The sequence below is a fragment of the Paenibacillus oleatilyticus genome, from assembly GCF_018998565.1.
Lineage (GTDB): Bacteria > Bacillota > Bacilli > Paenibacillales > NBRC-103111 > Paenibacillus_G > Paenibacillus_G oleatilyticus.
The window spans coordinates 48050-63018 of the sequence record NZ_JAHNZO010000020.1 but is presented as its reverse complement, the minus strand read 5'-3'; the positions used below and the strand labels follow the sequence as shown (position 1 = coordinate 63018).

The window sequence follows — 14969 nt, the reverse complement described above, 5'->3', positions numbered from 1 at the left end:
CACGTGTTATAACATGCTTTAACCATTCATTTTGTACTGAGAAGGGATGATTGTCATGTTATGGACGGAAGAAAAGCTTGCTGCGCGCATTCGGGAGCTGGACCCGTTCCGCTACCGCGATGAGCGGGATGTTGCTGCCATGCTGCGGCAGTACGACGCGGAGGGAAGGATCGCCGCCTATCCGCCGGAGGAAGGCGAATGGGAGCCTGTGCAGATTGGCGACCGTTGGGCGGGGCGCGATCTGTATATGTGGCTTGTCTTCGAAGCGGAGATTCCTGCCGCTTGGGCGGGCAAAAAAATACTCGGCCGCTTCGATTTCGGCCGTACGGGCGGGGGCGGCAACAGCGGCTTCGAGTCGCTGCTGTTTTTGAACGGGGAACCTTATCAAGGGGTGGATACGAACCACGGCGAAGTGTTCCTCCCGTCAGACGCTGCAGGCACCACGGTACGCTTCCGCTTCCGGCTGTGGTCCGGACTGAACGGCTATGGACCAGCCGCTCCGATCGAGCATCGGCTCCGGCTTTCGAAGCTGTGCTGGCTGGATGAAGCTGCGGACGACTTGTTTTACACCGCCCGTGCGGCGCTTCAAACCGTGGAACGGCTCGGCGAGCACCAGCCGGAACGCCACGAGCTGCTGTCGGCGCTCGACCGGGCTTTCCTGCTCATCGACTGGTCGTCTCCCGGCTCGGAGCCGTTCTATGCCTCGCTCGAAGCCGCGCGCAATCTCCTGCGCCAGCAGCTGGACGATATCCCCAAGCATCATCCTGTTACGATCCGCTGCATCGGGCACACACACATCGACGTCGCCTGGCTGTGGCGGCTGAAGCATACGCGCGAGAAGGCGGCGCGGTCGTTCTCCACCGTGCTCCGCCTGATGGAGCTGTACCCAGATTACGTCTTTTTGCAAACGCAGCCGCAGCTTTACGAGTACCTGCAAACCGATTACCCGACGCTGTATGAGCAAATTCGCGAGCGGGTTGCCGAAGGGCGTTGGGAAGCGGGCGGCGCGATGTGGCTCGAAGCGGACTGCAACTTGACGTCGGGCGAGTCGCTGGTTCGCCAGCTGCTGTACGGCACGCGTTTTTTCCGGGAGCAGTTCGGCGTCGAATGCCGCTACTTGTGGCTGCCGGACGTGTTCGGCTACAGCTGGGCGCTGCCGCAAATATTGAAGAAGTCCGGCATCGATATGTTCATGACGACGAAAATCAGCTGGAACCAGTACAACCGCATGCCGCACGATACGTTCCGTTGGCGGGGGATCGACGGCAGCGAGGTGCTGACCCATTTTATCACGACACCGGACCCGGGCGGCAATGAAGGAGCCTTTTATTACACATATAACGGCAGCATTACCCCCGACTCCGTGCAGGGGATCTGGGAAGGCTACCGCGACAAGGAGCTGAACCGGCATCTGCTGCTGTCTTACGGCTATGGGGACGGCGGAGGCGGGGTGAACCGCGAAATGCTGGAAATGCGCCGCCGGCTGGAGTCGATGCCCGGGGTGCCGCATGTGACGACAGGACGGGTAGACGAATATTTCGCCGAGCTGCAGGAGCGAGTGGCCGCGACCGACCGGTATGTCCATACATGGGATGGGGAGCTGTACCTCGAGCTTCATCGGGGGACCTACACAAGCCAAGCCTACAACAAGCGGACGAACCGGAAGCTGGAGCTGCTGTATCGCGAAACGGAGTGGCTGAGTGTGCTCGCTGCGTTGCACGGAACAGGCTGGTCAAGCTACCCCCAAAGCCGTCTGTACGAAGGCTGGAAAATCATTTTGCGCAACCAGTTTCACGATATCATCCCGGGCTCGTCGATTGGCGAAGTGTACGAGGACTGCCGGGAGGAATACGCCGAAGCGTTCGGCATCGGTTGCGGTGCATGGATACAGGCGGCAAAAGGACTGATCCCTGTCGGAGCATCCGCAGCCGGGCATCCTGAGGAGGCGGCATGCGGCATACTGGCGGCGGCTTTCGAATCAGCGTCTTCGGGATGCGCCAAGCAAGTCTCCGAGGAGCCTTCCAGTGCGCCGGACGGCCGCTATGTCACGCTGTTTAACGGAGCTTCCTGGGAGCGGGCCGACACCGTCCGCCTGACGACTCGTCCCGGCATGGAGCAGGGCTGCTGGCGGGACGCCCAAGGCCGCACGCTTGCGTCTCAGCGATCGGGTAGCGATTGGCTAGTCAATGCGGACAGTCTGCCGTCCATGGGCTACGCTGTCCTGCAGTTTGAAGCGGGCGAGGCCGAACCGGCAACCGGAAGCTCGCCTTTTCAGATTGGGGCCAGCAGCCTGTCCACGCCGTTCTATGACATCGAATGGAACGAACAAGGGCATCTAATCAGCCTTTTCGATAAGGCCGCAGAGCGCGAGGTGCTGGCACAGGGGCAAGCGGGCAACGTGCTGCAAGTGTTCGAGGATAAGCCAAAGGGACGTCACGAGGCATGGGACATCGATATTTTTTATCGGGAAAAAATGGAGACGGTCAGCATCCTGACCCGGGCCGAGGTGACGGAAGCCGGCCCTGTCCGGGCGGTCGTACGCTTCGAATGGACGTACCGGCAATCGACCGTTGTGCAGGACATGATTTTGTACGCCGCCAGCCGCCGGATCGACTTCGTGACGAACGTCGATTGGCACGAGCAGCGGAAGCTGCTCAAGGTTGCTTTTCCGGTCGAGATCCGCGCCACCGAAGCGACATACGATATTCAATTCGGAAACGTCAAGCGTCCGACGCATTGGAACACGAGCTGGGATTATGCGCGATTTGAAACGGTTGGGCATCAGTGGGCCGATCTGTCCGAGCGCAATTACGGTGTCAGCCTGCTGAACGACTGCAAATACGGCTACGACATCAAGGATAACGTCATCCGCCTGTCGTTGATCAAATCGGCGATGGTGCCGGACCCGCGCGCCGATCAAGGAGAGCACCGGTTCACGTATGCACTGCTGCCTCACGAAGGAGACTGGCATCAAGGCCGAACCGTGCAGGAAGCATGGTCGCTGAACAATCCGGTGACCGCCGTGTACGGCAAGCCGGAGTGGAGTGCTTTGTCACTGTTTCACTTGCCAGGGGCCGCGTCCGGGCACGTCATGATCGATGCGGTCAAAAAGGCCGAAGACCGCGAAGCCGTCGTCGTGCGGCTGCATGAATTCGCCGGAATCCGGGGCGAGGTGAAGCTGGCAAGCGATTTGCCGGTCGAAGCTTGGCAGGAACTGGACCTGATGGAACGCCCGGCAGGCGAGAGGCAGGAAGGGAGCGCAGTTGCTTTTGCCATCAAGCCGTACGAGATCAAGACGCTGCTGTTGCAGATGCAATAACAGCAATCGAGCTGACTTAGAATAGGGGAGAAGCAGTCGCTTTTCCCCGATAAAGTAACAAGAGTTTTAACATACGAACTTTAATTATTGAAAGAGTAATTCACCGAAAAAAACAACCAAATTTAAGTTAAAATTAAAAATATATACAAAAATATAATAATTTGGTGAAATATGTTTAGACAATAAATGTAGAAATTTGTATTATCCTATTCTAGGAAAGCGCAAATACAAAATATGGAGGAAAGTGCTCATGAAGTTTAAAAAAGGATACTTTTCATTTTTGTTTCTGGTATCATGTATTTTTTTGTTCAGCAATTTAGCTTTAGCCGATGCCGCAGAAACATGGAAAATAGAATCGAATATGCCTAATCCGAGAGCTGCAGCAGCGACTGTTGAAGTCAATGGGAAAATCTATGCCATCGGAGGCTCAGCCGGATCGGCTTCATATCAAGACGTTCAAGTATATGATATAAGCACGAATAGCTGGGAAACAAAATCCAAAATGCCGACCGCCCGTTCATCGGCTGCATCGGTTGTCTACAATGGAAATATTTACGTATTCGGCGGTTATACCGGCAATTATTTTACTTGGACAGGAGGGTCTTCGCTAAAAACGGTAGAGATGTATAATCCTTCGACGGATACGTGGACTACTAAAGCGAGTATGCCTTCGGAACTAGGATTAAGAACTGCTGTTGTATACAATAATAAAATTTATCTTTTTGGTGGCATGACTACGGGTACAAGGTCAGTCACAAACGTGGATGTATATGACCCGGCTACCGATACTTGGACTTCAAAATCCAATATGCCTAAAGCTATTCATGGTTCTGCTGCCGTAATATTGAATGATAAAATTTATTTAGTAGGCGGAAGATTGATAGACAATTCGACCAACGTTTCGTTAAATAGCTTTCAAGAATATAACCCGGCTACCGATAAATGGACATCAAAACCGAATATGTCTGCAAATAGAGGAATAGGCAATGCCGTTGTATTCTCAGGAAAAATCTTTGCAATTGGCGGAAATGATCAATCCTATGAAAACAATACTGTCGAAGCGTATGATCCAAAAACAAATACATGGACGCCAAGAGCCAAATTGAATCAGGCTAGAAGCGGTTTGGGCGCCGTGACTTATAATGGGAAAATTTACGTTGTTGGTGGAAGCAACTCTAATACATCTAATGCGCCTGTTGGAAGTGTAGAGGTTTATGGTGAAGCGCCCTCTGCTCCGTTGAATCTTACGGCAAACGGCGGGGATGCTTCCGTTGTTTTGAACTGGAGTAGCCCCGAAGGAGCAACAAGTTATACTATAAAAAGATCTTTAACTCCCGGAGGTCCCTATACGACAGTAGCAACAAACGTGTATAACGGTACTAATACTTATTTGGATAAAGATGTTGTCAATGGGACTACCTACTACTATGTTGTTTATGCAGTTAATAGCATTGGAGAAAGCGGAGTTTCAAATGAGGCATCTGCTACCCCGCAAGCCTCCCAGGCAAAACGGGCTTTGCTCGTCGTAACGATGAATAACGGCCTTGAAAAAGAGTTCGATCTAAGCTTGGCCGAGGTTCAGGCATTTATTAGTTGGTATGAAGCAAAAGCGTCCGGTACAGGTCCGGTATCGTATGCTATCGATAAACATAACAACAATAAAGGCCCCTTTGTAAGTCGAAAGGATTATATCATTTACGATAAAGTCTTAACCTATGAAGTAAACGAATATGTGCAGAAAGACTAAGCAATGATTAAAAGAGCCGCAACCGCGGCTCTTTTGTGTGTCTTTGTTGTTTTAAATCAAAACCCCGGCGTCGGCCAGACGTTTGGCGATATCGTCAAACGAGCCTTCGTATTCCCAATACACTTTACCGGCCGTCTGCGTCATCGGTAAAAATATATTTTTCGCTGACGGACTTGATTCGGTTAACGATTTTATTTGCCCGACTGCGGGTCGAGGCAGCCCGGGAACATACCGGTGGAGATGGCAAGCCGGTTCCAGCCGTTGATCGTTACGATGGCCATGATCAGCGCGACATACTGTTTCTCGTCGAAATGCTCGCGTACCCGCTCGTACAAGTTTTGCGGCACTCCGCCATCCGAGATCAGCGTCACGGCTTCCGTCAATTCCAGAGCTGCCCGTTCCGCTTCCGTAAAAAATGGCGCTTCCCGCCAAACGCTAATGAGATGAATCCGGCGTTCATTGCCGCTCACTTTCAGCAGTGACTCCGTATGCATATCTAGGCAAAAAGCGCAGCCGTTGATCTGCGACGCCCGGATTTTGATCAGCTCATAGAGCGTGTGGTCCAGCCCGCTTGCGGCAAATTTCTCCAAGCCGAGCATCGTTTCATACGCTTTCGGGTTCACTTCGTAATGATTCATTCTTGCTTTCATGGAAATTCGCTCCTTCGGTTTTTGTTTTGTTTGCTAACACTCCTAAGACGATGCAGCGATTTTTTTTGTGACCGAATCATTTTCCGCTTGCCGCTTTCCCGCCGATTGCTTATAATACCCATTAATTCCATACGCCAAATGCGTTGACGGAGAAAAGTAAGCAGTGCTTCTTCACAGGGAGGAGACGCCGGAGATTGAGAGCGTGTCCGAAGAATCAGGCTGCCGAAGTTCGCTCCCGAGCAGTCCTTTGAAACCGCGCGGTCCATCCGGCCCGTCGGTAAGTAGGAGGAACCGGTCCGAACGCAAGTTCCTGAACCGTTACGTTCTAATGAGGAAGAAGACGACAGGCGGCATAGCCGGTCTTCCGAAACAAGGGTGGTACCACGGCTTTTTCGTCCCTTACCGGGATGGAAAAGCTTTTTTTTCGTGGTCAAATTCATGCACAATCAAAGAGGAGGCCTACCTATGAACAACGAGCAAAAAGAAGCGATGATCCACGCGTACGTGCAGTATTACAATTCCTTTGATGTTGACGGTATAGTGTCGCTTTTGCACGAGGAGGTCCGGTTTCGCAACGTATCGAACGGCGAGGTGACGACGGAGACGGCGGGAATCGAAGCGTTCAGGAATTTGGCAGAGCAATCGGCCGCTTTGTTCGAGAGCCGCAGTCAAAAGGTGCTGACCTTCCGATTTCACGAGGACCAGGTTGAAATTGAAATCGACTACGAGGGAACGCTCGCTGCCGATCTCCCGGGCGGGCCGAAGGCCGGCGAGAAGATCAAATTACGGGGCTCCTCGCGGTTTGCTTTTCAAGACGGAAAAATCTCCGCCATCGAGGACCGTTCATAAAAACTCTCACTGCCATCTTTCCCGCATGAACATGCTGTGAACTGTGCCGTTTGCGCTTGCATTCGGCTGCCCGTTTGCATATAATACTTCTCATATACTGAATACTGCCAAATGCGTTGACGGAGAAAAGTAAGCAGTGCCTCTTGACAGGGAGGAGACGCCGGAGATTGAGAGCGTGTCCGAAGAACCAGGCTGCCGAAGTTCGCTCCCGAGCAGTCCTTTGAAACCGTGCGGTCAAATCCGACCCGTCGGCAAGTAGGAGGAACCGGTCCGAACGCAAGTTCCCGAACCGTTACGTTCAATGAAGGAAGAAGACTCAGGCGGCTTAGCCTGTCTTCTGAAACAAGGGTGGTACCACGGCTTTTTCGTCCCTTACCGGGATGGAAAAGCCTTTTTTGCGTTCGCGGACACGGCGCAGGCGGAAATCATACAAGGAGGGAATGCAGGCATGAAAGAACGATTGCTTACACTGAAGGAAGAAGCGCTGCGCGAGCTGGCCCAAGTGGAAAACCAGCAGCAGCTTGCCGACCTTCGGATCAAGTATTTGGGCAAAAAAGGCCCGCTGACGGAAATTTTGCGCGGGATGGGAGCTTTGAGCGCGGAGGAGCGTCCAGTTATCGGTCAGGTGGCTAACGAGGTTCGCGGCGCGATTGAGGAAGTCATCGAGGCGAAGCAGGCGGCCTACAACGAGGCAGAGACGAATGCCCGGCTTGCGGCGGAGCGGATCGACGTGACTTTGCCGGGACGTCCGGCGGCGCGCGGCGCGGTGCATCCGATCAGCAAAGTAATTGAGGAGATCGAGGACATTTTCATCGGGATGGGCTATACGGTAGCCGAAGGTCCCGAGGTGGAGCAGGATTACTACAACTTCGAAGCGCTCAACCTGCCGAAAAACCACCCGGCCCGCGATATGCAGGATTCGTTCTATATTACCGACGAAATCTTGATGCGCACGCATACGTCTCCGGTGCAAGTCCGCACGATGGAGAAAATGAAAGGCCATGTTCCGGTCAAAATCATTTGTCCGGGACGCGTATACCGCCGCGACGACGACGATGCGACGCATTCCCACATGTTCACGCAGATCGAAGGTCTCGTGATCGACAAGGGCATCCGCATGAGCGATTTGAAGGGAACGCTGCTGCAGTTTGTGCAGGAGCTGTTCGGGAAGCAGACGCAAATCCGGATGCGCCCGAGCTTCTTCCCGTTCACGGAGCCAAGCGCCGAGGTCGACGTAACCTGCGCGATGTGCGGCGGCGAAGGCTGCCGGGTGTGCAAGCACACGGGCTGGCTCGAAATTCTCGGCTCCGGCATGGTGCATCCGCGCGTGCTGGAGATGGCGGGCTACGATCCGGAAGTATACAGCGGCTTTGCGTTCGGCCTCGGCGTCGAGCGGGTGGCTATGCTGAAGTACGACATTGAAGATATCCGACATTTCTATACGAACGATCTGCGCTTCTTGAAGCAGTTCGTGCATTTGTAAGCGAGAGGAGCGTGGGCTAAATCATGAAAGTATCTTACCAATGGTTGTCGCAGTATGTGGATGTCAGCGGCTATTCGGCCGCCGAGCTGGCGGAGAAGCTGACCCGCAGCGGCATTGAAGTCGATATCGTGGAAAGCCGCAACAAAGGCGTGTCGCAGGTGTTTGTCGGTTTCGTCAAATCGCGCGAAAAGCATCCCGACGCCGATAAACTAAGCGTCTGTATCGTCGATGTAGGCCAAGGCGAGGATCTGCAAATCGTGTGCGGGGCTAAAAACGTAGCCGCAGGGCAAAAGGTGCCTGTCGCCATCGTCGGCGCGAAGCTGCCGGACGGTCTCGTCATCAAGCGGGCCAAGCTGCGCGGCGTCGAGTCGCAAGGCATGATCTGCTCGGCCAAGGAGCTCGGCTTGAACGACAAGCTGCTGCCGAAGGAAATTCAAGAAGGCATTCTGGTGCTGCCGGAGGATACGCAGGTCGGCACAAGCATCCTCGATGTCCTGGCGTTAGACGACGAAGTGATGGACTTCGACCTGACGCCGAACCGTTCTGACTGCCTCAGCATGCTGGGTGCAGCCTACGAGATCGGGGCGATTCTGGGCCGCGGGGTGAAGCTGCCGGATGCGGAAGCGGGATTGAACGACAGCGCGGCAGCCGTCAAAGCGGCTGACCGGATTTTCGTGGAAATTTCGGCCAAAGAGCAGTGCTCGCATTACGCGGCGCGTCTGATCGAAGGCGTAAAAATCGGGCCGTCGCCACTTTGGCTGCAAAACCGGCTGATGGCTGCCGGCGTTCGTCCGATCAACAACATCGTGGATGTGACCAACTACGTCATGTTCGAATACGGTCAGCCGCTGCATGCTTTCGATGCGGATCAGCTGAACAACGGCCATATCGACGTACGGCTTGCCCGCGAAGGCGAGAAGCTCGTGACACTGGACGATGCGGAGCGGACCTTGGAGCCGCATATGCTGTTGATCACCGACGGGGTGAAGCCGGTCGCGATCGCGGGCGTCATGGGCGGCGCGAACTCTGAAGTATCGGACGGAACGACGCGCATCCTGCTGGAGTCGGCCAACTTCGCCGGTTCCTCGGTCCGTAAAACGTCGCGGCAGCTCGGGCTTCGTTCGGAAGCGTCGCTGCGCTTCGAGAAGGAAGCGAATCCGGAAGCGGTTATTCCTGCGCTCAACCGCGCAGCGGCCCTCATCGCCGAGCTGACCGGCGGCCAAGTGGCGTCGGGTATCGTTGAAGCGGTAGCGGGAGAGCGCAAGCCGGTGCAAATCGAGTTGACGGTAAGCCGCATCAACGGGTATCTCGGCACGGAGCTGTCGGTTGAAGAAGTAAAGGCGATCTTCGAACGGCTGAATTTCACGGTCGAGCCGTTGGAGCAGGACGGACTGCTGGTGCATGTGCCGAGCCGCCGCGGCGATATTACCCGCGCCGTTGATCTGATCGAGGAAGTGGCTCGTCTGCACGGCTACGACAACATTCCGACTACGCTGATGAACGTGGTCACGACGCCGGGCGCGCTTACCCGGGAGCAGGCGATCCGCCGCTTGACGCGGACGCTGCTGACGGGCAGCGGCCTGCACGAGGCGATTACGTACACGTTCACGCATCCCGAGCAAATCCGTCAGTATGCGGGCGCTTACCCGGACGCGAAGCCGATTGCTCTGGCAATGCCGATGAGCGAGGACCGCAGCGTGCTGCGTACGAGCCTGATCCCGCATTTGCTCGATGTGGCGGTATATAACCGGAACCGGAATCAGGACGATGTCGCCGTGTTCGAAATCGGCCGCGTATTCGTTACCGGAGATGCGCAGCTAAGCCGTCTTCCGGAAGAAAAGCTGCAGCTTGCCATCCTCCTGACCGGCAAACGAAGCGAGCTGCATTGGACCGGCAAGCCGGCTGATGTCGACTTTTACGATCTGAAGGGTATTTTCGAAGGAGTTGTGTCTTATCTCGGAATCGACGGCGTCCGGTACGAGGCCGCCCAGCCGGAAGGCTTCCATCCGGGACGGACGGCGCGGATCGTTGTCGAAACGGCAAACGGCAGCCGGGCCATCGGAACGATCGGCCAGCTTCACCCGTCGCTTCAGCAGCAAAAGGACCTCGCGGACACGTATGTCCTTGAAGTCGAGCTGGATACGCTAGCGCAATTGGCAAGCGAGAGCTTTGCCTATCGTCCGCTGCCTCGTTTCCCGGCCATCGGGCGGGATATGGCACTCGTCGTCGACCGCAGCGTTCCCGTTGGCGATTTGCTTGCCAAAGCGCGGGAAACCGCAGGCAGCCTGCTCGAATCGATCCAGGTGTTCGACATTTACACTGGCGAGCGGCTTGGTGCCGATAAGAAAAGCGTGGCTATCTCGCTGGTCTACCGCACTCTGGAGCGGACGTTGACGGACGAAGAGGTCAGCGAGCTGCACGGCCGTGTCGTAGCGGCTCTTGAGGCCGATTTTGGCGCCGAGCTCAGGAAATAATTCCCTTGTGATTTGTCCGGCAAAAGTCTGAAAACGACAGCAGGAAAAGCGATTCTCCGTATCGAAGTCTATAGGATACGGAGAATCTTTTTTTGTGTTTCGGAAAGGGGAGCAAGGCGCATGAGCGGTGAAGACAAAGTCCGGATGACCGTCGATATTTATGGTACCCAGTACAAGCTGGTTTCGAAATCCAGCCCTTCCTATATAAAGCAAGTGGCCGCACTGGTGAACGATCAAATGCACAAGATCGCGGACAGCAGCCCGCGTCTTGATTTGCCTAAAATCGCGGTGCTCGCGGCTGTCAATATGGCCGACGAATGGAGCCGGATGCGTCAGGATTTTGAGTCGGTATTGGAACGTCAGCGGCAGCTGGAGCAAGCCAGCGAAGAGTTGGAACGGTTAAGTGAGCGTCATGCGCAGCTTCAGCAGGAGCTGGAGACGGAGCGTGACCGGTTGGCCAAACTCGAAGCGGAGCGCGGAGAGCAGCAGGCTTCGCGGGAGCGCGCCGAGGCGGAAGCGGCCGCGCTGCGCGCCGAACTGGAACCGCTTCGCGAGCGTTTGACCACGCTTGATAGCGAGCTCGCCGAAAGCCGGGAACGGTTGAACGGCCAACTGGAGCTGAGCGGCGAATTGGAGCGCAAGCTGGCTGAGACGCTTGAGCGGGCACGCGAGTTCGAGGGGCGCTGCGCAGCCGAAGCGCAGGAAGCGGAGCGTCGCGGACAGCGGATTCACGAGCTGGAGCAGGCGAAGCAGGAGCTAGAGCGCCGGGCGGCCGAGCAGGCCAAGGAACGGGACGGCCTGCGGGCGAAGATCGCTTCGCAGGAAGCGCAGCTGAGCAAGCAGGCGGAAGCGGAGCGTCAGACGCAGGAGCGGCTGACGGCGCAGGAGAAGCGCGCAAGCGAGCTGGAGCAGCGGCTGCAAGCGACCGAGCAGGCGCGCGGCGAAGCGGCGAAGCGGCTCGCGGAGCGGGAACAGCAGTACGCCGAGCTGAGCGACCAGCTCGACGGGCTGCAGGAGCAGCTTTCCGGCCAGCAGCAGGAGATCGAGCTGCAGGTGGCGCTCTATAACGAGTTGCAGGAGCTGAGCGAAGCGAAGGAACGCGAGCTTCGAGAGCAGGCGGCCTCAGCAGAGGCGAAGCTGGCGGAGCAGGCGCGCGAGGCGGAGGCGCAGGCGGCAGCGGCGAAAGCGCAGCAAGCGGAGCTGGAGCGGCAGCTCGCGGCCGAGCGGGAGCGCAGCCGCGAGGAAGCAGCGGCGGCAGAGGCGAAGCTGGCGGAGCAGGCGCGCGAAGCGGAAGCGCAGGCGGCCGCGGCAAAAGCGCAGCAAGCGGAGCTGGAGCGGCAGCTCGCGGCCGAGCGGGAGCGCAGCCGCGAGGAGGCAGCCGCGGCAGAGGCGCTGCTGCAGGAGCTAAGCGAAGCGAAGGAACGCGAGCTTCGAGAGCAGGCGGCCTCAGCAGAGGCGAAGCTGGCGGAGCAGGCGCGCGAAGCGGAAGCGCAGGCGGCAGCGGCGAAAACGCAGCAAGCGGAGCTGGAGCGGCAGCTCGCGGCTGAGCGGGAGCGCAGCCGCGAGGAGGCAGCGGCGGCGGCGGCGCTGCTGGCGGAGCAGGCGCGCGAAGCGGAGGCGCAAGCGACAGCGGCGCAAGCGCAGCAAGCGGAGCTGGAGCGGCAGCTCGCGGCCGAGCGGGAGCGCAGCCGTGAGGCAGCCGCCGCGGCGGAAGCGCTGCTGGCGGAGCAGGCGCGCGAAGCGGAGGCGCAGGCGGCAGCGGCGAAAGCGCAGCAAGCGGAGCTGGAGCAGTTGCTTGCAGCCGAGCGGGAGCGGAGCCGCGAGGCAATGGCCGCGGCAAAGGCGATGCTGGCAGAGCAGATGCACGAAGCGGAAGCGAGCTACGCCGAGCGTCTAGCGGCTCGCGAGGCGGAGCTGAAGGAACAGAAGCGCCGCCTCGAGGTGCAGCTTGGCGAGCAACTAGAGAAGACGCGCGAGCAGCTGCAGCGCGGCGACGGGCTGCTGGCGGAGCTGGAAGCCCTGCGCGGAAAGCGGCGCGAGCAAGAAGACGAACTTGCACTGCAGCAGGAGCTATACAACGAGCTCGAAGGCGAGCTGGCCGCTTTACGGGAGCGCAGCGCGACCCAGGAAGCGGAGCTTCAGCGCAAGCTCGAAACGTTGGAGCAAAAGCGCGCCGCAGAGCTTGCCGAAGCAGAGCAGCGCCAAGCGGAGCTGGAGGCGCGGGCAGCCGAGAGCGATGCACGGCTGGCGGCCCGCGAAGAAGAGCAGCGGCGGCAGCTGGAAGCGCTGGAGCGGAGGCGGCAGAGCGAGCTGGCCGAAGCGAAGCAGCGGTTCGACGAAGAAGCGGCTGCTTTGGCGACGCGCATCGCGCAGCTTGGCCAGCAGCTTAGCGAGCGGGAGGCTGAGCTGGCGCGCGAGCTTGCCGAACGGGAGCAGCGCAGCGAGACGCAGGCGGCGCAGGTCGACGAGCTGCGGGCGAAGCTCCGTGAGCAGGAGGAAGAGATTGGCGTGCATCAGGAGCTCTATGACGAGCTGCAAGGGCAGCATGACGAGCTGGCGCGGCGTTTGGCCGAGCAAGAAGCGGGGCTGCGCGAAGCGGCGGCTGCGCAGGAGGCGCGTCACGAGGAGTTCCAACGCCTTCTCGGCGAGCGCGAACGCGAGCTTGCCAAGCTGCGTCAGGAACGCGAAGCGGCCGTAGAGCTGAGCCGCGCCCTGCAGGAACAGTGTGCCGCGCTAGAAGATCGGCAGCAAACGGCGCAGAGCGAGCGGGAGACGCTGGAGCAGCGGCTGGCTATGCAGGAAGCGAAAATCGCCGAGCTGACCGAGCAGGCCGCGCAGGGAACGCAGCTGCGGATCGAGCTGGCTGAGCAGAAGGACGAGCTGGAGCTTCAGGTCGAGCTGTACAATGAGCTTCAAGAGCAGCTCGCCGAGCAGATAAAATTGCACAAAGCGCTGCAGGCCGAATACGGGCAGCATCAGGAGAAGGCGGAGCAAGTATTCGAGGAATTGCAGAACTTGAAATCCGAGTACGAGAAGCTCCAGATCGAATATAACGAATGGATCGAGCTCGTGGAGAAGGAATAGCGAATGAACGGATTGGATTACACCGTTCTGGCGGTGCTCGCCGTCGGAACGGTTCTAGGGTTCGCGCGCGGCTTTATCGGCCAGCTGGTATCGGTCGTCGGTCTTGTGGCCGCGTACTTGATTGCCTTTTTCTTTTATGCCGATCTGGCGCCGCTGGTGGGTAGTACGCTTGCGCTATCCGGGCACGAAACGTACCAGAAGTATGAATTTCTAGCAAAAGGCTTGAAGTTGGACACCTACGTGTATAATGCGTTGGCGTTTGCAATCTTGTTCTTCGGGGTCAAAATCGCGTTCAGCATCGGCGGGCGGCTGCTGAACTGGCTGGCGGCGGCGCCGGGACTCAAGCAGGCCAACCAATGGAGCGGCGCGGCGCTCGGCTTTGCGGAAGCAGCGGTCATCGCAGTGATCGCCGTCCATGTCATGACGGTTATTCCGAACGACGGCGCGCAGAATCAGCTCAAAAACTCCATGCTGACCCCGTACGTCCTGGAGCATACGCCGATTTTGACCGATAAGCTGCAAGAGCTTTGGAACAACCGGGGCGGCCGGGTCAAAGCGGGGGAATCCTGAAACCGCAGAATGGAATAACTGAAAAAAGGGTTTGCTTCACGGTTGGAATAAACCAAGCCGCGGAGCAGGCCCTTTTTTATATGGGCTATGTTAAACTTTGTTGTTGATATATACGAACTAATGTTCCATAATTAGGGTAATATCACTGTTCAGCGATGATTTACCCATGGATTTAAAGGAACTGAAGAGACTTGCTGATACATTGGATGATAATGGTAAGCGAGAGCTTATCTACTTTTTGCAGTCCCGAACCAAGGATGTGGCGGTTCCAGATCGAGCGATTGATGAAATTCAAGAACAGAAGCATAAAGAGGGACTCGTTTGCCCGCATTGCAAAAACCATTCTGTTGTGCGATTTGGGAAGTACGCTGTAAAATCCCGTACTGGAGAGGTTAAACGTCAACGTTACCGTTGTAAGTCCTTTCGCCAAATGTTCAATGACCTTACAAATACCCCTCTGAAACGAACGAGGAGACCTCATATTTGGATTCGCTTTATTGAATGTATGATTAGGGTTATTCACTGAGAAAATGTGCAGAGCAGTTAAATGGTGAAGTCACGCACGTCACCTTGTTTTACTGGCGACATAAGATTCTTGCCGCCCTAAAGCAGATTCCAACTGAAGCGTTAACGAGTACACATACTTGGTGATTACTAATACCACGATATTTGGCTTTTCCGCCGCGTTTACGTTGCTTACAATCGGCAATATTCCGTTTGTCCTTTTCGGAGAATAAGAGATACGTTTCGTCCATTTCAACGATTCCTTGGAGAATAAAAGTTAATATGACAT

The 14969-nt window shown here is 56.8% G+C and carries 8 protein-coding genes and 2 pseudogenes; 8 read left to right on the top strand and 2 right to left on the bottom strand.

The window, feature by feature from the left end; all coding sequences use genetic code 11:
• The first annotated feature begins 55 nt into the window (after nucleotides 1-55).
• Both KQX66_RS23325 and KQX66_RS23320 read left to right on the top strand, forming a co-directional pair.
• Complete coding sequence (locus KQX66_RS23325) at nucleotides 56-3319, top strand: alpha-mannosidase (RefSeq protein WP_216795211.1); 3264 nt, start codon at nucleotides 56-58, stop codon at nucleotides 3317-3319.
• Nucleotides 3320-3569: 250 nt separating this feature from the next.
• Nucleotides 3570-5066 (top strand): Kelch repeat-containing protein, encoded by a 1497-nt coding sequence (locus KQX66_RS23320; protein WP_216795210.1) that lies wholly within the window; start codon nucleotides 3570-3572, stop codon nucleotides 5064-5066.
• A gap of 191 nt (nucleotides 5067-5257) precedes the next feature.
• On the opposite strand, the gene KQX66_RS23315 is transcribed toward KQX66_RS23320, so the two are convergent.
• Nucleotides 5258-5716 carry a carboxymuconolactone decarboxylase family protein gene (locus tag KQX66_RS23315; protein ID WP_216795209.1) on the bottom strand — a complete coding sequence of 153 codons (459 nt, stop codon included), beginning with the start codon at nucleotides 5714-5716 and terminating at the stop codon, nucleotides 5258-5260.
• Between the two features lie 465 nt (nucleotides 5717-6181).
• On the opposite strand from KQX66_RS23315, the gene KQX66_RS23310 reads away from it, so the two are divergent.
• The 6 genes and pseudogenes from KQX66_RS23310 to KQX66_RS23285 form a co-directional block, all read left to right on the top strand.
• Nucleotides 6182-6565, top strand: coding sequence for a nuclear transport factor 2 family protein (locus KQX66_RS23310; RefSeq protein ID WP_216795208.1), 384 nt, complete (start codon nucleotides 6182-6184; stop codon nucleotides 6563-6565).
• Nucleotides 6566-7013: 448 nt separating this feature from the next.
• Nucleotides 7014-8048: a phenylalanine--tRNA ligase subunit alpha gene (gene pheS, locus KQX66_RS23305; RefSeq protein ID WP_010497043.1), complete on the top strand. Its 1035-nt coding sequence runs from the start codon at nucleotides 7014-7016 to the stop codon at nucleotides 8046-8048.
• Between the two features lie 23 nt (nucleotides 8049-8071).
• Nucleotides 8072-10522 (top strand): phenylalanine--tRNA ligase subunit beta, encoded by a 2451-nt coding sequence (pheT, locus tag KQX66_RS23300; RefSeq protein ID WP_216795207.1) that lies wholly within the window; start codon nucleotides 8072-8074, stop codon nucleotides 10520-10522.
• A gap of 120 nt (nucleotides 10523-10642) precedes the next feature.
• Nucleotides 10643-13606: a cell division protein ZapA gene (gene zapA, locus KQX66_RS23295; protein ID WP_216795206.1), complete on the top strand. Its 2964-nt coding sequence runs from the start codon at nucleotides 10643-10645 to the stop codon at nucleotides 13604-13606.
• Nucleotides 13607-13609: 3 nt separating this feature from the next.
• Nucleotides 13610-14176, top strand: coding sequence for a CvpA family protein (locus tag KQX66_RS23290; protein WP_216795205.1), 567 nt, complete (start codon nucleotides 13610-13612; stop codon nucleotides 14174-14176).
• 166 nt (nucleotides 14177-14342) lie between these two features.
• Nucleotides 14343-14788: pseudogene (locus KQX66_RS23285) on the top strand (transposase); the annotation flags it as partial.
• A gap of 17 nt (nucleotides 14789-14805) precedes the next feature.
• Here the strand turns inward: KQX66_RS23285 and KQX66_RS23280 are convergent.
• Nucleotides 14806-14946: pseudogene (locus KQX66_RS23280) on the bottom strand (IS1595 family transposase); the annotation flags it as partial.
• Nucleotides 14947-14969 lie beyond the last annotated feature (23 nt).